Here is a 25,778-nt window from a genome sequence, read left to right as displayed (position 1 = left end):
GGCGCCGGGCCTACAGGTCCAACAACTGCGAAAAGTCGGTGTGGGTGGAGTTGGGACTGCTGTCTGCCGACAGCACAGCGCTGCCTTCGAAAGCATGTTCCACCACGCGCACATCGGGCTCACCGGGCATGGCACCGGTCAATACAGCCCGGTCCACCATGCGCATGAGCAGGGCACGCGCCGCCTCTGGCGACTCGCCCTGCAAGTCCACCGTGGCGGTCAGCGTGAGACGGATGGTGGCCAGATCCGGCGCGCGGTGAGGCGTGCTCGCCACGGCGCCGCTGTCCTGCAAGAGCGTGCCATCGCGCGCCACAAACAGCACACGAGACGGCCCACGGGGTGAGAGCACGTGGGACTGCCCGTCGCCATTCACCACGAGCATGGTGCCGTTGGCAAAGTCACGCGCCCAGGCGGTTTTGCCGCCCTGGAAACCGCGGATGCTGAAACCGTATTCGCGTGGAGACACGAAATGTCTGCCGCTCATGTCCAGCGACGGATCGTCGATCTCCAGATCGTCATGGACAAAGGTGTAGCGGGTCACCCCCGCCTGAATTTGCCGTTGGGTCGCACGGGGCAGACCGGGGGGATGCTCTCGGGGACTGAGTTCGCTCCAGTTGGTCATGGTTACCTCCCGTTACATTCTGTCTTGATCATACGTATTTCAGGACTGCGGCGCGAGCCATTGTTCGGCCAGTCGGACCCAGTAGGTGGCGCCTAGCGGGAGCAGTTCGTCATTGAAATCGTAGCTCGGGTTGTGCAACATGCAAGGCCCGCCACCGTGGCCCATCTCGCGGTGGGCACCGTCGCCGTTGGCAATGAAGCTGTAGCAGCCCGGCTTGGCCTGCAGCATGTAGGCAAAGTCTTCCGCCCCCATGGTGGGCTCTTGTGCCAGCACATTGTCTTCACCCACGATGCTGGCCATGACCTTGCGTGCAAATTCGGCCTCTTTGGGCGCATTGATGGTGGGCGGGTAGTTGCGCACAAATTCGAAGGCACACGTGGTCCCAAACGCCGCACTGGTGTGCTGGGCCAGCTCGCGCATGCGCTGCTCGATCATGTCCAGCACCTCGATAGTAAAAGTGCGCACCGTGCCCTGGATCTCGCAGTGGTCGGGTATCACATTGGTGGCTTCGCCCGTGTGGATCATGGTCACCGAGATCACCCCCGCATCAATCGGCTTCTTGTTGCGGCTGATGATGGTCTGGAAGCCCTGCACCATCTGGCAGGCCACCACCACGGGGTCGATGGCGTTGTGCGGCATGGCGGCGTGGCCGCCCTTGCCGGTGATGGTGATCTTGAATTCGTTGCTGGACGCCATGACTGGCCCCGCGCTGGCGGCAAACGTGCCGGCGCGCATGCCAGGCCAGTTGTGCATGCCAAACACGGCCTCGACCGGGAACTGCTCAAACAAGCCATCCTTGATCATCTCGCGCGCACCGCCACCGCCTTCTTCGGCCGGCTGGAACACCAGGTACACCGTGCCATCAAAGTTGCGGTGCTGCGCCAGGTACTGGGCCGCGCCCAGCAACATGGCGGCGTGGCCGTCGTGGCCGCAAGCGTGCATCTTGCCGGGGTGCTGGCTGGTGTGGGCAAAGGTGTTGAACTCCTGCATGGGCAGCGCGTCCATGTCGGCACGCAAGGCCAGCGCGCGGCTGGAAGTGCCGGCCTTGACGATACCGACCACACCCGTGGTGCCCAGGCCGCGGTGGATGGGGATGCCCCATTCGGTCAGCTTGGCGGCCACAAGGTCGGCGGTACGCACCTCTTCAAAACACAGCTCAGGGTGGGCGTGCAAATCACGGCGCAAGGCGGCAATTTGGGGGGTATTGGCAACAATGGGGTCTAGCAGTTTCATGGGGAGAACTCCAGCAAGGACATGGATTGTGCACCGCCCTCACGGCAGGCCCGGGTCAGACTCGCTAAAGTAGAGCCATGCACCCAGAGATTTCTCCCGCCGCCCCCGAATCCAAAGTCCTGGGCGCCTGCCCCCACGACTGCCCCGACACCTGTTCCATGGTGGTGACCGTGCAAGGTGGCATCGCCATCAAGGTGCAAGGCAACGCGGACCATCCGGCCACCAATGGCGCGCTGTGCACCAAGGTGTCGCGCTACACCGAACGCACCTACCACCCCGAGCGCGTGCTGCGTCCGCTGCGCCGTGTCGGACCCAAGGGCAGCGGCCAGTTTGAGACTGTGAGCTGGGAGGTTGCCTTGGCCGACATTGCACAACGCCTGGGCCAGATCGCCAACCGCGGAGGCCGGAGCGCTGAAACAATCCTGCCCTATAGCTACGCTGGCACCATGGGCCGGGTGCAGGGAGAAGGCATGGCGGCACGCTTCTTCAACAAGTTGGGCGCATCGCGCCTGGACCGCACCATCTGTGCATCGGCCGGCGCTGAGGCCCTGAGCCAGACCCTGGGCAACAAGGTCGGCACACGTGTCGAATTCTTCGCCGAGTCGCAACTGATCCTCATCTGGGGCAGCAACTCCATTGGCAGCAATGTGCACTTCTGGCGCCACGTGCAAACGGCCAAGCGCAATGGCGCCAAGGTGATTTGCATCGACCCGCGCCGCACCGAGACTGCCGAGAAATGCCACGAGCACATTGCCCTGCTGCCCGGTACCGACGCCGCACTGGCGCTGGGCCTGATGCACCAGCTCATCACCCACGACTGGCTGGACAACGACTACATTGCCCGCCACACCCTGGGCTGGGACGCCCTGCGCGCGCGCGCGCTGGAGTGGCCGCCCGAACGCGTGGCCGCCGTCTGCGGCATCACCGCGGAACAGGTGGCGTCACTGGCACGTGACTATGGGGAAACCGGCAAGCAGGGCAAGCCTGCGGCCATTCGCATGAACTATGGGCTGCAACGCACGCGTGGCGGCGGCAATGCGGTGCGCGCCATTGCCTGTCTGCCCGCACTCATCGGCGCCTGGCGCCACCGTGCCGGCGGCGTGCTGCTGTCCAGCTCGGGCTATGTGCCGGTGCAGGCGGCCGCCCTGGAGCGGCCCGAGCTGCTGGCCGGCCGCAACCCGCGCACGATCAACATGAGCACCATTGGCGACGACCTGCTGCGCCCCGCCAGCGAAGCCTTTGGCCCCGCCGTGGAGGCGGTCATCGTCTACAACAGCAACCCCGTGGCCGTGGCGCCTGACTCCACCAAGGTGGTGCAGGGCTTTGCGCGCGAGGACCTGTTCACCGTCGTGCTGGAGCACTTCCAGACCGACACGGCCGACTATGCCGACTACGTGCTGCCCGCCACCACGCAGCTGGAACACTGGGATGTGCACAGCAGCTACGGCCACACCGACATCCTGCTGAACCGTCCTTCCATCACCCCGCTGGGCGAGGCGCGCACCAACACCCAGTTCTTCCGCGACCTGGCGCGCCACATGGGCTACACCGAAGCCGTGTTTGCGGAGACGGACGAAAGCCTGTGCCGCACCGCCTTTGGCGACAAGGTGGACTTTGAGTCGCTGCTGACCCGCGGCTTTGCGCCACTGCAGGTGCCCGAGGCTCCGTTTGCCCAAGGCAACTTCCCCACGCCCAGCGGCAAGTGCGAATTTTTCAGTGAACGCCTGGCCCGCCAGGGGCAAGACGGCCTGCCCGACTTTGTGCCCAACTACGAACCCGCGGGCGCCGATGCGCGTTACCCGCTGGCCATGATTTCACCGCCCGCGCGCAACTTCCTCAACTCCACGTTTGTGAACGTGAAAAGCCTTCGCGACATCGAAGGTGAGCCACTGGTGGAAATCCACGCCAGCGACGCTGCGGCACGCCAGATTGATGACGGCGCGGTAGTGCGCGTGTTCAACGCGCGCGGTGCCTACGAATGCGTGGCCCGCGTGTCGGACCGGGCGCGGCCCGGCGTGGTGAATGGGCTGGGCGTGTGGTGGCGCAAGCTGGGGCGCGACGGCACGAATGTGAACGAACTAACCAGCCAACGCCTCACCGACATGGGCCGGGCGCCCACGTTCTACGACTGCGCAGTAGAAGTGCAGCGCGTCTAACGCGCTGTTTAAGGTGCAGTCATGGGCGCTGCGGCGGCAGCGTACCTTTCTTCCCGAAATTGAGCAGCCGCGTGGCAATTAACGTCTCGGCCATGAAGCATAGCAACGCGAGCAGAAAGCAGCCCACGCCACCCAGAAAGGTGAAGATGGAAATGCGCAGGCCAGGAAAATCGATGGTCTCGCCCAGGAACAACACCATGATGGTGACCCCGATCAAAATGCCGCACAGCGTGAGCAACGCAATGCAGGCATTGGCTAGCAGGCCGCGTGTGCGCAGCTCGGCCAGCTCGGCGTAGTTGGCATCCGTCTCTTCGGGGTGGGTCTGGTGCTTGATGTGCTGCTCCACCGTGCGCGCCCGATCGATGATGCGCGCCAGGCGGCCAGCCACCGCACCAATCATGCCCGACACCGCGGTGAGCAGAAACACGGGAGCCACCGAGAGCTGAATGCCGTGCGAAACGGTGTCGGGTTCCAGGGGAAAGGCCATATGCAAACACCTCAATGAAAAACGCCATGCGGGCGAGCACCCGCATGGCGTTGCATTGTAGGTCTGCGCCCTACTTCTGCTGCGCCAGTTGCTGCTCCAACTGGTGCAGCACGCGGTAACAGTCCAGTACGCGGCCCACGCTGGAGTTGGGCTCGCGGCCTTCGCGGATGGCGGCAAAGAATTCGCGGTCCTGCAGCTCGATGCCGTTCATGCTCACCGCGACCTGGCTCACGTCGATCTTTTCTTCCTTGCCGGTGAACAGGTCGTCGTAGCGCGCGATGTAGGTCGCCGTGTCGCCGATGTAGCGGAAATAGGTACCCAAGGGACCGTCGTTGTTGAAGCTCAGGGACAGCGTACAAATGGCGCCATTGGCCGCGCGCAGCTGGATGCTCATGTCCATGGCGATGCCCAGCACCGGGTGGATGGGGCCCTGGATGGCGTTGGCCTGCACGATGGGGCTGTTGGCCTGGTAGGCGAACAGGTCCACCGTGTGGGCGGCGTGGTGCCACAGCAAGTGGTCGGTCCAGGATCTGGCCTGGCCCAGCGCGTTGGTGTTGGTGCGGCGGAAGAAGTAGGTTTGCACATCCATCTGCTGGATGTTGAACTTGCCAGCCGTGATCTGCTGGTTAACGTACTGGTGGCTGGGATTGAAGCGGCGGGTGTGGCCGCACATGGCGACCAGACCGGTCTTCTTCTGCTCAGCCACCACGGCATCAGCGCCGGCCCAGCTATCAGCCAGCGGAATTTCCACTTGCACGTGCTTGCCGGCTTTCAAACAAGCCAGTGTTTGCTCAGCGTGCATCTGGGTGGGGGTACACAAAATCACTGCGTCCAGCTCAGGGATTGCCAAGCTTTCAGACAGCTCAGTCGTCACGTGGCCTACACCGTACTTGGCGGCGACTTCCTGGGTCTTGTCCAGTTCACGGCCGATGAGGGAGATAACTTCCACGCCCTCGATGTACTTGATGCCGTCCAGATGTTTGACGCCAAACGCGCCGGCACCAGCCAGCGCAACTTTGATGGGTTTGCTCATGTCAGTTGTTCTCCAAAATCACATGCCCCACTGCCGTGTTGCTGGCGGGCACATGGTAAAAACGGTGTGCAACCCCCACAGAATGGGCGCGAGCAGCTTCCAAATCTGTAGCATCGTAGGGTACGTCCGACATGGCGCCACGGGCGATCAGCCACATCACGAGCTCAATGCCTTCGCTACCGGCTTCGCGCACGTAGTCGATGTGCGGCGTGGCGGCGCAGGCCGCGGGGTCGGTGATCATCTGGTCCAGCCAGGCGTTGTCCCACGCACGGTTGATGAGACCGGCACGCGCGCCCTGCAGCTGGTGGCTCATGCCGCCCGTGCCCCAGATGTGCACATTCAAGTCTTCGTCATAGCTCTCCACCGCCTTGCGGATGGCCTTGCCCAGATTGAAGCAGCGCTGGCCGCTGGGCACGGGGTACTGCACCACGTTCACCGCAAACGGAATCACCGGGCAGGGCCAACTGTCCTTGACCGGGTCTTTCTCACCGCACATCAGGCTCAGGGGCACGGTCAGGCCGTGGTCCACATCCATCTTGTTCACGATGGTGAGGTCAAAGTCTTGCTGGATGACGGAATGCGCGATGTGCGAAGCCAGATCCGGGTGGCCCTTCACCTTGGGCACGGGGCGGGGACCGAAGCCTTCGTCCGCCGGGGTGTATTCGGATGCCGTGCCGATGGCAAAGGTGGGAATCAGGTCCAGGCTGAACGCAGTGGCATGGTCGTTGTAGACCAGAAAGATCACGTCGGGCTTGTTGTCCTTCATCCATTGCTTGGAGAAGTCGTAGCCTGCGAACAGCGGTTTCCAATAGTCTTCGTGGGTCTTGCCCAGATCCATGGCGGCGCCGATGGCCGGCACGTGGGAGGTGTAAACGGAGGCGGTAATGCGGGCCATCTCAGGCACTCTCTTTCTTGCCAGCTTGGCCTTGGGGTTGTCGGTGGGGTTGGGCGTCGCCGTCCTCACCGAGGTGGCGATTGCCTTCGGCCGAGCGGCCGCCGGCGATCATCATGGCGCGGTATTCCTCTTCGGTCATGCCGGTCATGCTGCCCGCCATCTGCTGGAAGCTCTTGCCGTGGGTGGCGCCGATCTTGGCCAGGAAGTAGATGTTGCCACCCAGTTGCATGGCGCGGTTCAGGTCCATGTCGATGACGGCCTGCTTCTGCTCCTCGCTCATGGGCCATTCGTTCAGGTAGGCACGCTGGTCGGCCTTGAAGCGGGTGCGGTTCTCCGCCTTCATCAGGCTCATGCAAAACTGGTTGAGCCAGTAGCCCTTGCGGCTTTGTTCGGCATCAAAAATGATGGTGCCGGGAATGTCCTGGTAGGGTTTGTCGAGTGCCATATCAGTCTTTAAGAGTTTCAGGCCAATAGAGGCGGTTGGGGTTGTCCACCAGCAGCTTGCGTTGCAGCTCGGAAGTGGGGGCGATGTGGGGAATGAAGTCCACCAGCAAGCCGTCGTCGGGCATGTGGTCCTTCAGGTTGGGGTGCGGCCAGTCGGTGCCCCACAACACGCGGTCGGGGAACTGCTCCACGATGCGCTTGGCAAAGGGAATCACATCGCGGTAGGCGTTCTGTTCGCCGTTCAGGGCCTTGGGGCCCGTCACGCTCAAACGCTCAGGACAACTTACCTTGCTCCATACATTGCTGTGCTCACGCATGAACTTTTCAAACAACGCGAACTGAGGTCCATCCACCGGCAGCGACACATCCGGCCGGCCCATGTGGTCCACCACCACGGTGGTCGGCAGCGCGGTGAAGAAGTCCCACAGCTCGGGCAGGTCCACCGCCTCAAAGTAGATCACCACATGCCAGCCCCATTTCGCGATGCGGCTGGCAATCTCCATCAGCTCGTCCTTGGGTGTGAAGTCCACCAGGCGCTTGACGAAGTTGAAGCGCAAGCCACGCACACCGGCGTCATGCATGGCCTGGATTTCTTCATCGGTAACGCTGCGCCTGACCGTGGCCACGCCCCGCGCTTTGCCATGGCTGGCCAGCAGCGCATCCACCATGGCACGGTTGTCCGCACCGTGGCAAGTGGCCTGCACGATAACGTTTTTCTCAAAGCCCAGATGGTCACGTAGCGCAAAGAGTTGCGTTTTGGAGGCGTCACACGGCGTGTACTTGCGCTCTGGCGCATACGGAAACTCGGCGCCCGGGCCGAACACATGGCAGTGCGCATCGACTGCGCCAGCGGGCAATTTGAACGCGGGCGTGGCCGGACCGGTGTACCAGTCCAACCAGCCCGCAGTCTTGGCGAAGTCACCCGAAGTAGGTTTGCTCATGTCACGCCCTCAGTCGAAGTACTTCAAACCCAGCGCCGCCAAAGGCTCGCGCATCTTGTACATGTCCAGGCCCAGCACACCGGCTGCCAACTTGGCGCGCTTCTCGCCTTCAAAACTTTCGCGCTTTTGCGCGGCTTCCAGCGTGGCGGCGGCGCGCGCTGCGGGCACGCAGACCACGCCGTCATCATCCGCCACGATCACATCTCCGGGTGTCACCAGCATGCCGGCGCACACGATGGGTATGTTGACTGAGCCCAGGGTTGCCTTGATGGTGCCCTTGCTGCTGATAGCCTTGCTCCAAACGGGAAAGCCCATGCGCTGCAGCTCTTTCACGTCGCGCACGCCACCGTCGATGATGAGCGCGCGCGCGCCGCGGGCTTGGAAGCTGGTGGCCAACAGGTCACCGAAAAATCCGTCGGTGCACTCCGCAGTCACCGTGGCCACCACGATATCGCCAGGCTGGATCTGCTCCGCAGCCACATGCATCATCCAGTTGTCACCGGGCTGCAGCAGCACGGTAACAGCCGTGCCAGACACCTGCTGACCGCTGTAGATGGGGCGCATATAGGGCTTGAGCAGGCCCACGCGGCCCATGGCTTCGTGCACGGTGGCAGAGCCGAGTGCGGCCAAGCCGTCTGCCGCTGCGCGGTCAGCGCGGTGGATGTTTCTGTAGACAACGCCTAATTCGTACATTTCTGTTTCTCCTGAATATTTCTCGTCTATGTTTTAGCTGGCTCCGCGGCGGATCAGGGGAGAGTGCCTCCGCTCATGTCCCCCGCCCGCTTTGCGGGCTCCTCCTTGACTTCGCTGCGGCACTCACCCCTACTCCACCGCTGCGAACAAAATTCTTCACTCCCCGCTTCAAGCACGCCAGCAAGGAGCGGGGTGGCCATGCGTTTTGCGGAGGTAAAGGAGGAGCCCGCAAAGCGGGCGGGGGACACGCAGCAAAACGCATGGCCACCCCGACCCCCCCAAACCCCGCAGAGTTACTTGCCTTTCGCTTTCAAAGCCGCATCCAAGCGCGGAAACACCCGCCGCGCATTCCCCTCGTAAATCTCAAACCGGTCCTCGTTGCTCAAAATCTTGGACGCCTCGATATAGCGCTTGGTGTCGTCGTAGTAGTTGCCAGTCTGCGGGTCGATGCCACGCACAGCGCCAATCATCTCGGAAGCAAACAGCACGTTCTTGACCGGGATCACGGTATTGAGCAAATCAATGCCGGGCTGGTGGTACACACACGTGTCGAAGTAGATGTTGTTGAGCAAATGCTCTTCCAGCAGCGGCTTCTTCAGCTCCTGCGCCAGGCCGCGGAAACGGCCCCAGTGGTAAGGCACGGCGCCACCGCCATGCGGAATCAGGAACTTGAGCGTGGGGAAGTGCTTGAACAGGTCGCTGGACAGGCACTGCATGAAGGCCGTGGTGTCCGCGTTCAGATAGTGGGCGCCGGTGGTGTGGAAGCAGGCGTTGCAGCTGGTGCTGACGTGGATCATCGCGGGGATGTCGTACTCCACCATCTTCTCGTAGATGGGGAACCAGTGCTTGTCGCTCAGCGGGGGGGAGTTCCAATGGCCGCCGCTAGGGTCGGGGTTGAGGTTGATGCCCACGTTACCGTACTGCTCCACGCACTTCACCAGCTCGGGAATGCAAGTAGCCGGGTCCACACCGGGGCTTTGCGGGAGCATGGCCGCGGGGATGAAGTTGTCCGGGAAGAGCTGGCTCACGCGGAAGCACAGCTCGTTGCAGATGGCGGCCCAGGTGGCGCTGGTGTTGAAGTCGCCGATGTGATGGGCCATGAAGCTGGCGCGCGGGCTGAAGATGGTGAGGTCCGAGCCACGCTCCTTCATCAGGCGCAGCTGGTTCTGCTCAATGGTCTCGATCAACTCGTCGTCGCTGATCTTGAGGTCCGCCACCTTGGGGCCCAGCTCGGACGTATTGAGGTTGGCGATCTGGGCGTTGCGCCAGTTTTCCAGCGCCTTGGGCGCGGTGGTGTAGTGGCCGTGGCAGTCAATGATCAGGGGCTTTTTCACGGGTGTCTCCTGGGGTTCTTTTCAAATGGGATGGCTCAGGCGGGCTGCATGCCCTCGCGCTGCTTGGCCGCTGCGACCTGGGGTGAGGCCATGAAGGCCAACAACGCGCGCACCGCCTCGGGCTGGGCAGACTGGCTGCCCACGCCGGCCGAGAAGGTGGTGGTGATCTGGATGGCGGGCGGCAGCGGGCCCACGATGGTGATGCCCTCGACATGGATGAGCTCGCTGAACTGCTGGAAGCCCAACGCCACCTCGCCGCGCGCCACCAGCGCGCCCACGGGCACGCCGGGCGGCGCCTGCACGATGCGGCTTTGCAAGGCTTCGGCAATGCCCCAACGCTCGAACAGCTTGACCAAGGCCACGCCGCTGGGGCCGGTGGAATAGCCCAGCGTGGGCGCGGCCAGCACCGCGGTGCGCACCGCGTCTTCCGAGGAAATATCGGGCGTCTGCGCACCGGTGGGCACCGCCACGGCCACTCCGGAATGCACCAGGTCCACGCGGGCACCTTGCAGATGGCCGGCGGCGATCAGCTTGTCGATGGCGTCGGACGCGAGAAACACGGCGTCAAACACCTCACCGGCCTGCACGCGCTTGGCCGCATCCACCCCGCCCACGGACTCAATGACGACAGCCTGGCCGGTCTGGGCCGTGAAGTCCGCCGCCAGCGCATTGAGCAGCAGGCGTGTGGCCATGGACGAGATGCACTTCAGGGCCACGGAAGGAGTGGGGACGGTGTTGGACATGCTCGGTATTCTGGTCGGCAGGCCGCCATTTGATAAGGCAAGGGGGGCACTAGCAGCTATCTCAAATTGGCATAATTCAGCCGCAGCTATTCGCTGATGCCACACCCTTATCTGGAGACCTGCCATGGACCTGAAACAGCTGGAATACTTTGTGCGGGTGGCCGAGCTGGGCAGTTTCACGCGCGCCTCCATCTCGCTGGACGTGGCCCAGCCCGCGTTGAGCCGACAAATCCGCCTGCTGGAGGTGGAGCTGCGGCAAAACCTGCTGACGCGCAATGGCCGCGGCGCCGTGCCCACCGAGGCAGGCAAGCTGCTGCTGGAGCACGGGCGCGGCATTCTGCACCAGGTGCAGCTCACGCGCGAAGAGTTGGGCGCGGCGCGCGGCGCGCTGGCCGGGCGCGTGTCCATCGGCCTGCCCCCCAGCCTGTCCAAGCTCATCACCGTGCCCTTGGTGCTGGCGTTTCGCGAACACCTGCCGCAGGCGCAACTGACGTTGACCGAAGGCTTCTCGGTGCAGATGCACGAAGGCCTGCGCCTGGGCAACCTGGACATGGCCGTGCTCTACAACCCCGGGCAGAGCACCGAGCTGGAAATGAGCACGCTGGACGAGGACGAACTCTCGCTGATCTCACACAACCCGCAGGCCGGTGCGGCAGGCAAAAAGACCAAGGCCGCGCCCGCGATCAGCCTCAAGGATGTGGCCGACCTGCCACTGATTTTGCCCAGCCGGCCGAACGCGTTTCGCATCCTCATTGAGGGCGAAATGATGGCCATTGGCCGACGCCCCGAGGTGATGCTGGAGGTCGATGGCCTCAACGCCATCCTGAACCTGGTGAAAGAAGGGATGGGCCACGCCGTGCTGCCCAGCTACACGCTGAGCAACTTTGACAACCCCGGCACCTTCACCGTGCAGTCCATCCACAGCCCGCGCATCATGAGCCAGCTGATGCTGGTGTGGTCAGCCCGCCGGCCCACCACGCAAACGCAGCGCAAGGCCATGGACGTGGTAAGCCAGGTGGTACTCAAAGCCATCCACCACTAGCGCGACCCGCTCACACCGAAGAGTGGCTCACCCCCATTTGCGGCGTTTGACTTCTTCCAGCATGTGCCGCTTGAATGCCTGCGCCAGCGGAGACAGCCGCTTGCTGGACGGATGCACGATGTGCCACGCGGATGGAAGGGGAAAGCCCTGGACATCCACCACACGCACGCCATGCTCTTTGTCCAGGCCATGCAAAACGTGGCTGGACACAATACCCAAGCCCAGCCCGCCCGCAACGGACTCCTTCACAGCCTCATTGCTGCCCAGCTCCAGCCGGACATCTGGACGAAATTTTTCTGTCCGAAAAAACCGCTCTGCAGCCATACGCGTACCCGAGCCTTTTTCACGCAAGATGAAGCGATGCTGGGAGAGTTCGGGCATTGCAACGGCGCTCTGCTTGACCAGCGGAGATGCAGTGGGCGCAATCAGCACAATGGGGTTGGACATGAACACTTCGTCGCTCAAGTCCATGTCGGCGGGCGGCATGGACATGATGTAGATGTCGTCCAGGTTCTCACGCATGCGGTGGACGACGCCATCGCGGTTGAGAATTTCCAACGAGATGTCAACAGCGGGGTGCTTCTTGCAAAAGCTGCCGATGAGACGCGGCATGAAATATTTTGCGGTGCTGACCACCGCCACCCTCAATCGGCCGCGCGACAGGCCTTTGGCTGCATCCACGCCCTGTTCAAACGCATCCCACGTCTGGGCTACGGCACGCGCCGTCGTAGCCAACTCCTTGCCCACGTCCGTCAGGTAGATTTTCTTTCCAATCACTTCGTAAAGCGGCATCCCCACTGACTGGGACACCTCTTTCAACTGCATCGAAGCCGTGGGCTGCGTGACATGCATGGCCTTGGCGGCCGCACTCACACTGCCGGTCTCCGCCAAGGCAAGAAATAACCGGAGCTGTCGGAAAGTGATATTCATAGATATTTATCTATATGCAAGCACATAAGAATCGATTTTACAAACCATGAGAGGATTTTTAGTATGGGGGCCAGGAGAACCCTTATGCAAAACCTGCTTGACCCCGCAATCCTTTTCTTTGTTTTCGGCGTGCTGGCTGGAACAGCCAAGTCGAACCTTGAGATTCCACCAGCCATTTCACGATTCTTGTCTCTGTATTTGTTGATGGCTCTGGGCCTGAAGGGCGGGTTTGCGCTCTCCCATTCAGGGCTGAGCGACAAAGTGGGAGCCACCATTGCAGCTGCCATCGTTTTGGCAGTGGCCATTCCGATGCTGGGCTACAGCGTCCTGCGGCGATTCGTCTCGGGGTTTGATGCCGCAGCGGTCGCGGCTACTTATGGTTCGGTCAGTGCCGTGACCTTCGTGACCACGGTGCAGTACCTGGAAAATCAGCAGATCCCCTACGGCGGGCACATGGCTGCTGCGATGGCGTTGATGGAGTCACCTGCCATCGTGATGGCGGTGATATTCGCCAACACCCTGAGACAACGGGCGGGTGAAGGCGTGGTTGCACTGGCCAGCGGTGCGGCAGTCATGCAGGGGCCGACCAAGATGCCGAGGGTATCGATCGGCAAGATACTGCATGAGTCGTTTACCGACGGCGCACAGCTCTTGCTCCTGGGTGCCATGGCGGTGGGACTGATCACCGGCGACACCGGAAAGGCGGCCATGCAGCCGTTTTCCGGCGACCTTTTCAAGGGAATGCTGTCATTTTTCCTGCTGGATATGGGGCTGATGGCTGCGCGCAATTTGTCGAACATCCGGGGAAAGTCGCCCGTCTTTCTCGCATACGCCGTGTTGGGCCCCGTCACGCATGCAAGTCTTGCGCTCGGCCTGGCGCACCTGCTCCATCTACCCCCCGGCGATGGCGCCCTGCTGATGGTTCTTGCTGCCAGTGCTTCTTACATTGCTGTTCCAGCGGTACTGCGTTATGCACTTCCGGAAGCGAGCCCCTCCCTGTACTTCGGTTTGAGCCTGGGCGTCACGTTTCCGATGAACATCATTCTGGGAATCCCCACCTACACGGCTGTTGCGCAAGCCGTCTTGCAGTGACCTACCGATTACCGTGGCCAGGATTGTTCGCATGGTTCTGCCGGCGCAAAATAGGGATTTGCACAGAGACCTTATGACCATGGAACAACCAGAGCCCATCGAAGAATATGTTCCGGGCGTAGCAGGCAGCCAGCACTACATGGCCAAGCTGTGCCACACCCCCAGTGGCCCTTGGTACATCGAGATCATCCACGTTGAATCACGCCCACCCTTGTTCGACCACGGCAGAACCTGGCCTACGCGGGATGCGGCAATCCAGGCGGTCAACACGCTGGTTGCCGTCAAAGCGGGTAGTGCTTCAGCGCCAGCAGCAACAGATTCAGCGTGAAGAACGAGGCGATGGTGGTGGCCAGCAGTGCGGCGGCACTCACATCTTCATGGCCATGCCGTTGTGCCAACAGCGGGTAAATGCCCAGCATGGGCATGGCGGCGAACAGCAACGCGGCGGTGCGCAACTGGGGGTCGCTGATAGGCGATATCCAGGTCAGCGCAATGAATACGCACAGCGGGTGCAACATCAGCTTGCCGATCACGATCTTGCCCACCATGCGGCGCTTGCCCTGCAAGCGCAGGCCCACTAGCGCGCCGCCGATGACAAACAGCGCCACGGCGGTGGTGGCCTGCGAGAACAGCGTCACCGTCCGGCCCAGCGGGCCTGGCAAATGCCACTCCAGCACCGAACACACAAATCCCGCCAGGATGGCGACCAACATGGGGGTACGCAGCAAGCCCAGCACGGTGGACACCAGCACACGCCATAGGCTGCGGCGGTGACCTGCTGGTTGAGCCTCGCCGGCATCGGCCAGTGACATGAGGATGGGCAGCTTCACCAGGTTTTCGACCACCATGTTCAGCGCCAGTGCCACCGGCGCAATGGCACCGAGCGTGAGCGACACCACCGGATAGCCCACATACCCACTGTTGGAGCAGCACATCCCCATGGCGAAGTAGGCGCGGTAGGTTTTTTCTCCCTTGTCCACCCAACGCGCCCAGGCATAGCCGCCGACCAGCATGGTGCAGGAGCCCAGGCCATAGGCCAGCAGGTAGTCAGCGTGCATGACCTCACGCAACGGGCGCTGTGACACTGCGTTGAAGAGCAAGGCGGGCAGCGCAAAGTTCAGCACGAACTTGCCCAGCACCCGCATGTCCGCTTTGCTGAAAACGCCGTAGCGCGTCGCCAGAAAGCCTGCGGCAATGCAGAGGTAGATGGGGCCGGTGATGGCCAGGATATCCAGCAAGCTTGGGACTCAGAGTTTGGGTACGTTCGCTTTGGCGATCACATCGCTCCAGCGCTTGATTTCGCTGGCCAGCAGCTCGCCCAGCTTCTCGGGCGTGGAGCCGCGCGCTTCGACGTTCAGCTCGTACAGCTTTTTCTTCACATCAGGCGAGTTCAGCGCGGCCTGCACTTCCCGGTTCAGGCGGGCGATCACGTCCTTGGGTGTCTTGGCCGGCGCGGCCAGCGCGTTCCAGGACGACACATCAAAGTCCTTCACACCGCTTTGCATCAGCGTGGGCACATCGGGCAGCAGGCTGGCGCGCGTATCGCTCAGCACGGCCAGCGGGCGCACGGCCTTGGAACTCACCTGACCCATCATGGGGCCGAGAATTTCCACCGCCACGTCGATCTGCCCGCCACGCAACGCCGTGGTCAGTGCGGGGGTGCCGTTGAAGGGCACGACCAGAAAGTCCACGCCCGCGCGGGTTTTGAGCAGCTCGGCGGCCAGGTTCTGCGTACTGCCAATATTGATGGTGCCCACATTGAGCTTGCCCGGGTTGGCCTTGGCATAGGCCAGCAGATCGGTCATGGTCTTGTAGGGTGCATTGGGCGAGGCCAGCACGGCCAGATCAAAGTAGCCCAGGGTGGAGATGGGTGCAAAGTCGCGCTGGGCATCAAACGGCAGACTCTTGAACAAGCCAGCACTCACCGCGGTGCCATTGGACATGAGCAGCAGCGTGTAGCCATCGGGCTCTGCCTTGGCCACGGCGTCGCCTGCCACCACCCCGCCCGCGCCGGGCTTGTTGTCCACCACAATGGCTTGCCCCAGGGACTCGGACATCTTCTGCGCCACGGTGCGCGCGGTCAGGTCGGCCACACCGCCGGCACCAAACGGCACCACCAGGCGAATCGGTTTCGACGGGTAGGTATCCGCCAGCGCAGGCGCCACGCCGAGCGCGCCAGCCAGCACAGTGGCCAGTACCGAGGAAAGCAGCCTGGACATAGTCTTCATAGATTTCAGGCCTCTAGCCCCCGTAAATATTGCGCCACCAGCTATCAAATTCATAGTGCTACCGTGCTACGCCCAGCAGCTTGTCCAACAACGCCGGCTGGTCTTGCAGCCCCTTGGCCGTGCCGCTGTGCACCACCGTGCCGCGGTCCAGCACCGCAGCGGTATCGCTGATGGCCAGGATAGCCTGCGGATGCTGCTCCACGATGATGGCGGAGAGGCCCTCTTCCCGTGTGATGCGGCGAATGGCCCGCAGCAGCTCCTGCACGATGATGGGTGCCAGTCCTTCGCAAGGCTCATCCAGCAGCAGCAGGGTGGGATTGAGCACCAGCGCACGACCCACGGCCAGCATCTGCTGCTCGCCGCCAGAGAGCTGTGTACCCAGGTTGGTCTTGCGCTCGGCCAAGCGCGGAAACAGCTCGTACACACGCGCTGGCGTCCACATCGCCGCCTTGCGGCCGGCGCGTGCGGGGCGGGCCACGGCGGAGAGATTCTCGTCCACCGTGAGCGACTTGAAGATGTTGCGCTCCTGCGGCACCCAGCCAATGCCGGCCGCCGCACGCTCGTGCTGCGGCAGCTTGTGCAGGGTCACGCCGCCCAGGGCGATGGTGCCGCCGTGCTGTCGCGTGGCGCCGGCCAGGGTGTTCATGAAGGTGGTCTTGCCAGTGCCGTTACGCCCCAGCAGCGCCAGGGTTTCGCCTTCGTTGATGCTGACGGACACACCATGCAGCACCACGGCTTCGCCATAGCCAGCCGACAGGTTCTCGACTTTGAGCAGCTCAGCCATGGTGGGCCTCCTCACCTTCGGCATGGCCCAGGTACACGGCCTTGACCTGCGGGTCGTTGGCAATCTGTTCGGGGTTGCCCTCCGTGAGCAGGGTGCCGTTGACCAGCACCGTCATGCGGTTGGCAAAGCTGAAGACCAGATCCATGTCATGTTCAATCAAAAGGATGGACACATCGGCGGGCAGGGCCGCCACGGTTTGGAGCAGCTCTTCACGCTCACCTGCGGGCACACCGGCCACGGGTTCGTCCAGCAGCAGCACGCGTGGCTCGCAGGCCAGCGCAATCGCAATCTCCAACAGGCGGCGCTTGCCATAGGCCAGCACGCGGGTTTCCTGCGCCATCACGCTGGTCAGGTGGAACTGCTCCAGCAATTGCTCGCAGCGCTCCGTCACGCGGCGGCTGGCGCCCAGCGGCTGCCACCACTTGCCGCCCAGGCCCTGGTGCTGGCTGACCACCATGGCCAGGGTTTCCATCGGGCTTAGCGTGTCAAACAGCTGGTTGATCTGGAAGGTGCGCACCATGCCGCGGCGCACGCGCTGGTGCGGTGCCAGGTCGGTGATGTCCTGGCCTTCGAGCACGATACGGCCCTCGGTGGGCTGCAGCACACCGGTCAGCAGGTTGATCAGTGTGGTCTTGCCTGCGCCGTTGGGGCCAATGAGCGCATGGCGGGCGCCCTGCTTCAGGTCCAGGCTGACGTTGTTGGTGGCGGTGATGCCGCCAAATTTCATGACCAGGCCCTGGGCGCTGAGCACGGTGTTGGGAGAGGCTTGCATCGTCGTGTTCATGCTTGTCCTCCGCTGGAGGATTTCTTGCGGGAGAACCAGGTCCAGGGGCGCACCAGGCGTTCACGCCCGACCAGCACCAGCACCACCAGGAACAGACCGATCCAGAACGTCCAGTACTGCGGGGTGATGTTGGAGAGGAAGTCCTGCATGAGCTTGAAGACCAGGGCACCTGCCACACCACCATACAACCAGCCCACGCCGCCGATGACCAGCACCAGCATCACATCGGCCGAGCGGTGAAACTCGAACACATCCAGCGAGGCAAAGCCCGAGGTCTGGGCCAGCAGGGCACCGGCCGCACCGGCTGCACCGGCGGCCACGGTGTAGGCCACGGCCAGGCGCTGTGACACAGGAATACCGATGGCCATGGCGCGCAGGCGGTTGTCATGGATGGCCTTGAGCGTGGCACCAAACGGCGAACCCACAAACCGGCGCGCGAGAACAAACAGAAGGAGCAGCACGGTGAGCGAGTACCAGGCTGCAGTCTGGCCGGCCAGGTCAAACTCAAAGCGGCCCAGCAGCGGCCCCATGACCACGCCCTGCAGCCCGTCGGCACCGCCGGTCAACCAGTCCAGCTTGTTGGCCAGCTCCATGAGGATGAGGCCCACACCCAGAGTCACCATGAGACGGGTCAGGTCGGTGCCGCGCAGGATGGTGACGCTGCAGACCGCGCCCAGCACGGTGGCGGTGGCAACGCCCACAGCCAACCCAACCAGCGGGTCCGGCATGACCAGCTTGGCAAACAGGGCGGCCGAGTAGGCACCCATGCCAAAGAAAGCGGCGTGGCCCAGCGAGACGATGCCGGTGTAACCCAGGATGATGTCCAGGGAGAGCGCAAACAGCGCGACGATGGCAATCTCGTTGATGATGAGGGCGTGGCTGGACAGCAGCCAGGGCGAGGCCAGGGCCACGGCCCACAGCACGACTTCCCACCAGCGCCAGCGGCGTGCGGCCAACAGGATGTTGGGCTTGTTGGAGGTTGTGGTGGTCATGCCTTGCCCCCCTTGCGCACAAACAGGCCTTGCGGGCGCCAAACCAGAATCAAGATCATCAGGCTATACACGATGAAGGCCCCCAGCTTGGGGATGTAGTACTTGCCGGCCACGTCGGCAATGCCGAGCAACAGCGCGGCCAGCAATGGTCCGGTGATGCTGGATGTGCCGCCCACGGCGACCACGATCAGGAAGTAAATCATGAACTTGAGGGGAAAGGTGGGGTCCATGCCCAGCACATCGGCACCCAACGCTCCGCCCAGGCCGGCCAGGCCCGAGCCCACGGCAAAGGTGGAAAGGAAGACCACGTTGACATTGATGCCAAGGCCTGCGGCCACACGCTGGTCGTCCACCGAGGCACGCAGGCGGCTGCCAAAGCGGGTCTTGGTGAGGATGTATTGCAGCCCAACGGTAAGCGCGGCACAGACAGCGATGATGAACAGGCGGTAGTGGCCCATGCCCAGCATCCAGGCGCCCTCGCCCAGTTCGGTGCGGCCCTTGAGCCATTCCGGCAGTTGCAGGATTTGCTGGGTAGAGCCCACAAAGTAGTCCACCGCGGCCACGGCCATGAAGGTCAGGCCAATGGAGAACAGCACCTGGTCCAGGTGGGGCTTGTGGTACAGCGGGCGGTACAGCGTGCGCTCCAGCACGGCGCCCAGCAAGGCGGCCCCGATGAACGCCGCTGGCAGGCACAGCAGGAAGGGCACATTGAGCCGCTGCATCAAGAGCACGGTGATGTAGCCCCCCACCATGGCAAACGCGCCGTGGGCCAGGTTGATGAAGTTCATCAGGCCCATGGTCACCGCCAGGCCTACGGCCAGGATGAACAGCAGCATGCCGTAGGCGATGCCGTCGAAAAGCAGGGTCAACATAAATTTACCAATCCATATCTCGCAAAGCAGGCCCAACGGTAGCGCGCGGGCAACAAAAAAGCGAGGGGAGTGCCATCGCTTTTTTGCCTGGGGGTGCGTACCGTGTTCAGCGGTTCTTGCCGGGGTCTTTCACGTCCTTGATTACGTCGAACTCGATGTTGTAGAGCTGACCGTCTTTCTTCTCGACCTTGCGCAGGTAGATGTTTTGCACCACGTCGCGGGTTTGCGCGTCGATGAACATCGGGCCGCGCGGGCTCTCAAAAATCTGGCCCTTCATGGCCGCCAGAAGGGCGTCACCGCCGCCCGCCCCCTTGGTGGCCTTGAGCGCTTCGTAGATGACGCGCATGCCGTCATAGCCACCCACGGCCATGAAGTTGGGACGCAGGTTGTTGTTGGCCTTCTGGAACGCCTCGACAAACTTCTTGTTCAGGGCAGAGGGGTGGGCCGTGGAGTAGTGGTGCGAGGTAACCACACCCAGGGCACCGTCGCCCATGTCGTTCAATTGGTCGTCATCGGTCACGTCGCCAGTGCCAATGAGCTTGATGCCGGCCTTGTCCATGCCGCGCTCCAGGAACTGCTTCATCACCGCGGCGCCGGCACCCGAGGGCACGAACACAAACAGCGCATCGGGTTTCAGGTCACGCACTTTTTGCAGGAAGGGCGCGAAGTCCGGGTTGCGCAGCGGCACGCGCAGGGCTTCGGTCACTTGGCCGCCGTTGAAGGTTAGACGTTCCTTGAAGAATTTCTCGGCATCGATACCAGGGCCGTAATCCGACACCAGGGTCACGACCTTTTTGATGCCGTTCTTGGGCGCCCAGTCGGCCAATGCCACCGATGCCTGGGGCAGCGTGAAGCTGGTGCGGACCACGTAGGGCGAGGCTTCGGTGATGCTGGAGGTAGCCGCAGCCATCACCACCAACGGGGTCTTGGACTGGGTGGCAATGGCTGCCGTGGCCAGGGCAGAGGGCGTGATGCCCATGCCGGCCAGCACATTGACCTTGTCGTTCACCACCAGTTCTTGTGCCAGGCGCTTGGTCACGTCGGGGATGCTGGTGTCATCCTTGATGATGAGCTGGACTTTTTTGCCAGCAATCATGTCGCCGTTCTGCGCCATGTAGAGCTTGGCGGCCGCTTCAATCTGGCGGCCGGTGGTGGCCTGTTGGCCGGTCATGGGCAGGATCAGGCCGATCTTGAAGGTATTGTCCTGCGCGAGGGCCACGGTGCCGACCAGGGCGAGGCTGGCCAGGGCGGTGGCGCGAAGGAAGTGACGCTTGTTCATGTGCTGTCTCCTGTTGGGGTTTTGTCATCTCACACTGGGCGGAATATCGCCGCTAAATGGGACTTGCGCAATCGAGAATCCCCACTCTTTGATATAGCATTTTGCAATATCCCGCGGAAAAATTACGCCGGTATTGCATTTTTCTCTGGACGGTACGCACTGTCCAGCGTGATGCACCCCACCACCCGTGACACGCAGACACAGATGCGCTGGTTGGCCTGCTTCTCATGCGGGCTCAGGAATACATCGCGGTGGTCAATCTCGCCGTCCAGCGACAGCACGTTGGTGGCACACAGCCCGCATTCGCCCTTGCGGCAGTTGGAGAGCATGGGCACACCGGCCATCTCCAGCGCCTCCAGCAAGCTGCCGTCGGCAGGCACCTGCAAGGCCAGGCCCTGGGGCGCCACGCGCACGTCGAAGGCCTGTGCAGGCAAGCTCCCGCTATTGCCAAAGGTTTCAAACCGCAGATCGGCCGCGGGGCGCCCGGCCTGTGCCCAAGACAGCCGCGCGGCCTCTAGCATGCCACTGGGGCCGCACACCACCATCTGGGCGCCCGCGGGCAGCGCCGCAATTTCGGCTGCAAAGTCCACATGCTGGCCTTGGTCAGACGCCAGGGTAAGCAGCCGCGCCCCCAACAGCGCGCGCAGGGGTTCGGCATAGGCCAGCTCGGCCGTGGTGCGCGCGGCCAGCAACATGCGCAAGGGCGTAGCCCGCGGCGCCAGCTGCTGCGCCATGCCGACGAGCGGCGTGACACCAATGCCGCCCGCCACCAGCAGTGTGGCGCTGGCGTGCTGGCTGGCGGCAAACTGGCCCACTGGCGTGCTGATGCGCAGCCGGTCCCCCACGGCCAGGCGCCACATGGCGTGCGAGCCACCCCGGCTGTGTTCTACGCGCTTCACGGCAATACGGTAGCCGCTAGCGTCGGGCAGGCCCACCAGCGAGTACGAACGCGTTTGTGGGCGCCCCTGCAGCAGCAGCTCCACCTGCAGATGCGCACCGGGTGTGTAGGACCGCACGGCGTCGCCAGCCACGGCAGGCACCAGGACAAATTCGCGCACGGTGGGGGTGATGTCGGTCACTGACTGCACGGTGGCAGTGGACCAGGAGAGTTGGCTCTGCATGTGGGGGCTCGTAAAAATTGGGGGGATTAGCTGCGTTTGCGGATCAGGCGCACACCGGGCATGGCATGCAGTTGCTGGCCGTGCACCGCCTCGCGCAGGTTGCGCTGGGCCAGGCGCGAGTGCTCGCGCATTAGGGCTTCGGCACGGCTACCCTCGCGGCGCTCAATGGCATCCAGCACCTGACGGTGCTGGTCTTGTGCAACGATGAGCATGTCGCGCGCACTGGGGGAATTGGCCTGCACCACCACAAAGCCGGAGGGCGAAGCGAACGGCAGGCTGTAAACCCGCTCCAGCTCACGCGCCACCACGGCGCTGGCCGACATTTCGCCCAGCAGGGCGTGGAAGCGTGCGTTCAGGTCCACATAGCGCGAGAACGCCGCCTCGTCCAGCGCGGACTCGGCCAGCACGGTGTCAATCGCGTCCAGGCATTCGCGCGCTTCGGCCAGCACCACGGGCGCCACGCCGCGCTCGGCGCACAGCCGTGCCGACAGCCCTTCCAGCGTGCCACGCAGCTCGATGGCGTCGGACACATCGCGCTCGGAAAAAGTTTTGACCGCATAGCCGCCATGCGGCAATGCGTCCAGCAGGCCCTCCTGCTCCAGCCGCATCAGCGCGGCACGTATGGGCGTGCGCGAGAAGCCCAGCTTGTCCACGATGGTGAGCTCGGCAATGCGGGCGCCAGCGGGCAATTCCCCGGCCAGAATCATCTCGCGCAGACGCAGCAGAGCTTGCACCTGGACACTGCTTTGGGCATTGTTTTGGCCACTAGCCCCTGTGGCATCTGCGCCGGCAGCTATCGAAACAGGAGCACCCTGGAAGCGTGATTTGGAAGCAGCAGCCATATCAACCCGCCACTGCACGTATCGGGATCACACCGCTGGGTGCCTGCACGCCCCCCACCTGTTCCTTGGCCACCAGCCCGTCAATCAGGCGGCGCGCCCACATGGAGCCGGCGTCGATGCTGAGGTTGTAGAAGGTGTAGCCGGGGTGGTCCTCGATCGCTTTTTGCTGGGCTTCCAGCACCAACTCGTCCTCGCGGAAGATGCTGGCCACGCCCTCCCGCAGCTTATGCGTCAAAGCCTGTTCGCCCAGGCAGTAGTTGCGTGCAAAGGCCCAGAAGTACAGGCAGCTGCCATCGGTCTCCGGCGTGATGGTGTTGAGCACAAAGCCGTTCACACCCCGCTGGCGCTGGCTCAGGCTGGCATCGCCCTGGTTGCCGCCGGGCGGAATGGCACCTGTGCCAGCCTGGGCCACGCCGACGTCGATAGTGACGGTACAGGGCGCCTCGAAACGGATGATCTGCCAGCGGTCTACCGGACCTTCGTAGCCCAGTGCGTGCTTGATTTGCCCGGCCCAGAATGGCGGTGCATCGATGTTGTCCATCCAGCGCGTGACCGTGGCGGTGCGGTCGCCATGGGTGGCAACAAACGGTGCCTCCGCCACGGCGCGCTGTCCGATGCTGGAGCCATGCACAAAGGTTTCGTGCGTGAGGTCCATCAGGTTGTCCACCACCAGGCGGTAGTCACACTGCACCCGGATCATCTTGCCGTCGCCCGCCCAGGCTGGGTCGTCGTTCCAGTGCAGATCGGGCACCAGCGCGGGGTCGGCCTTGGCCGGGTCGCCGGGCCAGATCCAGACAAAGCGGTGACGCTCCAGCACAGGGTAGCTGCGTACGCAGGCTGAAGGGTTGATCGTTTCCTGGCTGGGCATGTGGGTGCAGCGCCCCTCCGCGTTGAACACCAGGCCGTGGTAGCCGCAGGTGACCTCGTCGCCATTCAGATGCCCCATCGACAGCGGCAACAGTCGGTGCCAACACGCGTCTTCGAGCGCTGCCACACTGCCGTCCAGCATGCGGTACAGCACCAGTTTCTGGTTGCAGATGGTGCGCGGCAACAGGGTGCGGGCCACTTCCACATCGTAGGCGGCGGCGTACCAAGCGTTCAGGGGAAAGGAGGGTTTGTCGGTCTTCATGGATACTTAATGTATACATTAGTGGTGGTTTTTGGGATATTTTTGCCTTATTTAGGCCGTATTTCAGTTATTCCTGTATTCAATAACTGCTTATTTTTTGGGTCTACGATGTTTGCCAGAACCACTCAAGGAGACCGACATGCCCCAGAACGAACACCACCTGCCCGCCCACTACGACCACGTAGGCAGTTTTTTGCGCCCGCGCTACTTGCTGGAAGCCCGCGAGCAACATGCCAAGGGCAACATCACGCCCGCGCAGCTGCGCGCCGAGGAAGACAAGGCCATTGCCGAGATCGTGCAGTTTCAGCAAGACGTGGGGCTCAAGAGCATTACCGACGGTGAGTTTCGCCGCACCTATTTCCACATCGATTTTCTGGAGCAGCTCGGTGGTGTCAAAACCGACATTCCGGTCACCATCCAGAAGCCCGAAGGCACACAGGAGTTGGCCCCCCCGGTCATGCGTGTGATCGACAAGGTGCGCCATGTCAAAGACATCCAGTTGGCCGACTTTCAGTACCTGAAGTCCCGGGTGGCGCCAGGCTGCACGCCCAAGGTCACCATCCCCTCCCCCACCATGCTGCATTTCCGCGGCGGGCGCGCCGGCATCAGCAAGCAGCACTACCCCGAGCTGGACCCGGATTTCTACCAGGATGTGGCCAACGCCTATGGCGATGAGTTGCGCAGCCTGGCCGCCGCTGGTTGTACCTATGTGCAAATGGATGATACGAACCTGGCTTACCTGTGCGACGAAAAAATGCGTGAGGCTGCCCGCCAGCGCGGTGATGACCCCAATGAGCTACCGCACCGCTATGCCAAGTTCATCAACCTGGTGGTGGCCCAAAAGCCACCTGGCATGCTGCTGGCCATGCACCTGTGCCGTGGCAACTTCAAGAGCACACACGCCGCCAGCGGCAACTACGAGCCGGTGGCCGAGGCGCTGTTAAAGGAGATGGATCTGGACGCCTACTTCATGGAGTACGACGACGACCGCAGCGGCGACTTCAAGCCCCTGCGCTACCTGCCCAAGGGCAAAACGGTGGTGCTGGGCCTCGTCACCACCAAGTTTGGCGCCATGGAGAGCAAGGACGATCTGAAGCGTCGCATCGACGAAGCGGCCCGCTATGCCCCCCTGGAGCAGTTGGCCCTGTCACCGCAATGCGGTTTCAGCAGCACCGTGCACGGCAACGACATCGCAGTGGAAGCGCAGCGTGCCAAGTTGCAACTGGTGGTGGAGACAGCGCGTGAGGTCTGGGGCGACTGAGTGCGCCGTCCTCGTTAAGCAGCCTGCAGCTCGGCCAGTTGCCGACGCAGGTCCGCATTCTCGACCTCCAATTCCGCCACGCGCTGTTGCAGCGCCTGCACGGGGTCTGGGGTCTTGCTCTCAGCCTCTGACGAAAACTCCTCACGTGCGGCCCGCTTGGCTTCACGCACGCGCTTGGCAGCCTGCTTGAGCTGGTCTTTGCCGGCTACCGCCGCTGCAATCTGCTCGTCCGCGGGCAGCGTGGCCACAGCGGCCGCGGCGTTGATGGAGATGGTTCCGGATTTCACCGCAGCGACCAGCTCAGGGGCGGCCTGCTTCTGGATCTTTTCGATCATCACCACCTGATTACTGCTCAGGCGGGCTGCCTTGGCGATGTCTTCGCGACTTTGGCGCGGCTCGGTCACCACCACTGGCGCATTTGGAGCCTGCTCGTTGCTCTCTGTCCCACCGGCAGACATCGCAGCTTGGGTCCGTGCCCGGCGCTCCGAGATGATTTCCCGCTTGCGCAGAGCCAGTACGCCACGCTGAAAGACGGACACGCTGCGGCGGCCCAGATGCTGATCGATCATCCACAGGTGCACATCGTCCATGGATTGAAATACGGTGCTTTGCAGCGTCTGGAATGGCAAACCATGCTTCTGGCAGATCCCGTAGCGGTTATGCCCATCCACCAGCACGTCACCCCACAGCACCAATGCATCCCGACAGCCCTCGGCCAGAATACTGCGCTCCAATGCCTCGTATTCCTCCGGCGTCAGCGGATCGATATAGGCCTTGAGGTCTTCATTGACAACGATATGCATGGGGAAATGGCGAGGGAGCGGAAAAGATGGCACAAAGC

Annotated in this window: 26 protein-coding genes; 4 read left to right on the top strand and 22 right to left on the bottom strand. The window is 62.8% G+C overall.

Going from position 1 to position 25,778, the window contains the following annotated elements; all coding sequences use genetic code 11:
• Positions 1-10 precede the first annotated feature (10 nt).
• A complete protein-coding gene (locus AC07OE_RS10885) occupies positions 11-622 on the bottom strand; it encodes a hypothetical protein (RefSeq protein ID WP_495070582.1) in 612 nt (203 codons plus the stop codon).
• Positions 623-661: 39 nt separating this feature from the next.
• Entirely contained in the window at positions 662-1,855 is a 1,194-nt protein-coding gene (locus AC07OE_RS10880; RefSeq protein ID WP_495070581.1) for a M20 aminoacylase family protein, read from the bottom strand.
• A gap of 77 nt (positions 1,856-1,932) precedes the next feature.
• Here AC07OE_RS10880 and AC07OE_RS10875 point away from each other — a divergent pair, with 77 nt between their 5' ends.
• Complete coding sequence (locus AC07OE_RS10875) at positions 1,933-4,011, top strand: molybdopterin-containing oxidoreductase family protein (protein WP_495070580.1); 2,079 nt, start codon at positions 1,933-1,935, stop codon at positions 4,009-4,011.
• A 19-nt stretch (positions 4,012-4,030) separates the two neighbouring features.
• On the opposite strand, the gene AC07OE_RS10870 is transcribed toward AC07OE_RS10875, so the two are convergent.
• From AC07OE_RS10870 to AC07OE_RS10835, 8 genes are all read right to left on the bottom strand, one after another.
• Positions 4,031-4,498: a DUF2721 domain-containing protein gene (locus AC07OE_RS10870; RefSeq protein WP_495070579.1), complete on the bottom strand. Its 468-nt coding sequence runs from the start codon at positions 4,496-4,498 to the stop codon at positions 4,031-4,033.
• A 70-nt stretch (positions 4,499-4,568) separates the two neighbouring features.
• Positions 4,569-5,531 carry a Gfo/Idh/MocA family oxidoreductase gene (locus tag AC07OE_RS10865; RefSeq protein ID WP_495070578.1) on the bottom strand — a complete coding sequence of 321 codons (963 nt, stop codon included), beginning with the start codon at positions 5,529-5,531 and terminating at the stop codon, positions 4,569-4,571.
• Between the two features lies 1 nt (position 5,532).
• Positions 5,533-6,426: a class III extradiol dioxygenase subunit beta gene (locus AC07OE_RS10860; RefSeq protein WP_495070577.1), complete on the bottom strand. Its 894-nt coding sequence runs from the start codon at positions 6,424-6,426 to the stop codon at positions 5,533-5,535.
• 1 nt (position 6,427) lies between these two features.
• Entirely contained in the window at positions 6,428-6,871 is a 444-nt protein-coding gene (ligA, locus tag AC07OE_RS10855) for a protocatechuate 4,5-dioxygenase subunit alpha (protein ID WP_495070576.1), read from the bottom strand.
• Between the two features lies 1 nt (position 6,872).
• Positions 6,873-7,811, bottom strand: a complete 939-nt coding sequence (locus tag AC07OE_RS10850) for an amidohydrolase family protein (RefSeq protein ID WP_495070575.1) — start codon at positions 7,809-7,811, stop codon at positions 6,873-6,875.
• Between the two features lie 9 nt (positions 7,812-7,820).
• Positions 7,821-8,504 carry a 4-carboxy-4-hydroxy-2-oxoadipate aldolase/oxaloacetate decarboxylase gene (ligK, locus tag AC07OE_RS10845; RefSeq protein ID WP_495070574.1) on the bottom strand — a complete coding sequence of 228 codons (684 nt, stop codon included), beginning with the start codon at positions 8,502-8,504 and terminating at the stop codon, positions 7,821-7,823.
• A gap of 293 nt (positions 8,505-8,797) precedes the next feature.
• Positions 8,798-9,826 (bottom strand): amidohydrolase family protein, encoded by a 1,029-nt coding sequence (locus tag AC07OE_RS10840; protein WP_495070908.1) that lies wholly within the window; start codon positions 9,824-9,826, stop codon positions 8,798-8,800.
• A gap of 47 nt (positions 9,827-9,873) precedes the next feature.
• On the bottom strand, positions 9,874-10,581 hold the full coding sequence (locus AC07OE_RS10835; protein ID WP_495070573.1) for a substrate-binding domain-containing protein: 708 nt from the start codon (positions 10,579-10,581) through the stop codon (positions 9,874-9,876).
• Between the two features lie 124 nt (positions 10,582-10,705).
• On the opposite strand from AC07OE_RS10835, the gene AC07OE_RS10830 reads away from it, so the two are divergent.
• Complete coding sequence (locus tag AC07OE_RS10830; protein WP_495070572.1) at positions 10,706-11,623, top strand: LysR family transcriptional regulator; 918 nt, start codon at positions 10,706-10,708, stop codon at positions 11,621-11,623.
• Positions 11,624-11,650: 27 nt separating this feature from the next.
• Here the strand turns inward: AC07OE_RS10830 and AC07OE_RS10825 are convergent, their stop codons facing one another.
• Complete coding sequence (locus AC07OE_RS10825) at positions 11,651-12,553, bottom strand: LysR family transcriptional regulator (RefSeq protein ID WP_495070571.1); 903 nt, start codon at positions 12,551-12,553, stop codon at positions 11,651-11,653.
• A gap of 84 nt (positions 12,554-12,637) precedes the next feature.
• On the opposite strand from AC07OE_RS10825, the gene AC07OE_RS10820 reads away from it, so the two are divergent.
• Positions 12,638-13,645 carry a sodium-dependent bicarbonate transport family permease gene (locus AC07OE_RS10820; protein ID WP_495070570.1) on the top strand — a complete coding sequence of 336 codons (1,008 nt, stop codon included), beginning with the start codon at positions 12,638-12,640 and terminating at the stop codon, positions 13,643-13,645.
• Positions 13,646-13,926: 281 nt separating this feature from the next.
• On the opposite strand, the gene AC07OE_RS10815 is transcribed toward AC07OE_RS10820, so the two are convergent.
• From AC07OE_RS10815 to AC07OE_RS10770, 10 genes are all read right to left on the bottom strand, one after another.
• Positions 13,927-14,883: an AEC family transporter gene (locus tag AC07OE_RS10815; protein WP_495070569.1), complete on the bottom strand. Its 957-nt coding sequence runs from the start codon at positions 14,881-14,883 to the stop codon at positions 13,927-13,929.
• 9 nt (positions 14,884-14,892) lie between these two features.
• Positions 14,893-15,873, bottom strand: coding sequence for a Bug family tripartite tricarboxylate transporter substrate binding protein (locus AC07OE_RS10810; protein ID WP_495070568.1), 981 nt, complete (start codon positions 15,871-15,873; stop codon positions 14,893-14,895).
• Positions 15,874-15,931: 58 nt separating this feature from the next.
• A complete protein-coding gene (locus tag AC07OE_RS10805) occupies positions 15,932-16,657 on the bottom strand; it encodes an ABC transporter ATP-binding protein (protein ID WP_495070567.1) in 726 nt (241 codons plus the stop codon).
• Positions 16,650-17,441, bottom strand: coding sequence for an ABC transporter ATP-binding protein (locus tag AC07OE_RS10800; RefSeq protein ID WP_495070566.1), 792 nt, complete (start codon positions 17,439-17,441; stop codon positions 16,650-16,652). The genes AC07OE_RS10805 and AC07OE_RS10800 overlap by 8 nt, the downstream gene beginning before the upstream one ends.
• Positions 17,438-18,433 (bottom strand): branched-chain amino acid ABC transporter permease, encoded by a 996-nt coding sequence (locus tag AC07OE_RS10795; RefSeq protein WP_495070565.1) that lies wholly within the window; start codon positions 18,431-18,433, stop codon positions 17,438-17,440. The genes AC07OE_RS10800 and AC07OE_RS10795 overlap by 4 nt, the downstream gene beginning before the upstream one ends.
• On the bottom strand, positions 18,430-19,305 hold the full coding sequence (locus AC07OE_RS10790; protein ID WP_495070564.1) for a branched-chain amino acid ABC transporter permease: 876 nt from the start codon (positions 19,303-19,305) through the stop codon (positions 18,430-18,432). The genes AC07OE_RS10795 and AC07OE_RS10790 overlap by 4 nt, the downstream gene beginning before the upstream one ends.
• Positions 19,306-19,411: 106 nt before the next feature.
• A complete protein-coding gene (locus AC07OE_RS10785; protein WP_495070563.1) occupies positions 19,412-20,584 on the bottom strand; it encodes an ABC transporter substrate-binding protein in 1,173 nt (390 codons plus the stop codon).
• Between the two features lie 122 nt (positions 20,585-20,706).
• Complete coding sequence (locus AC07OE_RS10780) at positions 20,707-21,705, bottom strand: PDR/VanB family oxidoreductase (protein ID WP_495070562.1); 999 nt, start codon at positions 21,703-21,705, stop codon at positions 20,707-20,709.
• 26 nt (positions 21,706-21,731) lie between these two features.
• The gene (locus AC07OE_RS10775; protein WP_495070561.1) at positions 21,732-22,547 is read right to left on the bottom strand and encodes a GntR family transcriptional regulator; all 816 of its coding nucleotides are present in this window, start codon (positions 22,545-22,547) and stop codon (positions 21,732-21,734) included.
• A 1-nt stretch (position 22,548) separates the two neighbouring features.
• Positions 22,549-23,676 (bottom strand): aromatic ring-hydroxylating dioxygenase subunit alpha, encoded by a 1,128-nt coding sequence (locus AC07OE_RS10770; protein ID WP_495070560.1) that lies wholly within the window; start codon positions 23,674-23,676, stop codon positions 22,549-22,551.
• A 139-nt stretch (positions 23,677-23,815) separates the two neighbouring features.
• On the opposite strand from AC07OE_RS10770, the gene AC07OE_RS10765 reads away from it, so the two are divergent.
• Complete coding sequence (locus tag AC07OE_RS10765; protein ID WP_495070559.1) at positions 23,816-24,937, top strand: 5-methyltetrahydropteroyltriglutamate--homocysteine S-methyltransferase; 1,122 nt, start codon at positions 23,816-23,818, stop codon at positions 24,935-24,937.
• A gap of 14 nt (positions 24,938-24,951) precedes the next feature.
• Here AC07OE_RS10765 and AC07OE_RS10760 read toward each other — a convergent pair whose 3' ends face one another.
• The gene (locus AC07OE_RS10760) at positions 24,952-25,740 is read right to left on the bottom strand and encodes a ParB N-terminal domain-containing protein (RefSeq protein ID WP_495070558.1); all 789 of its coding nucleotides are present in this window, start codon (positions 25,738-25,740) and stop codon (positions 24,952-24,954) included.
• Positions 25,741-25,778: the final 38 nt, after the last annotated feature.

The organism is Rhodoferax sp. GW821-FHT09E07 (assembly GCF_059416145.1).
This window is presented reverse-complemented; position numbering and strand designations above follow the sequence as displayed.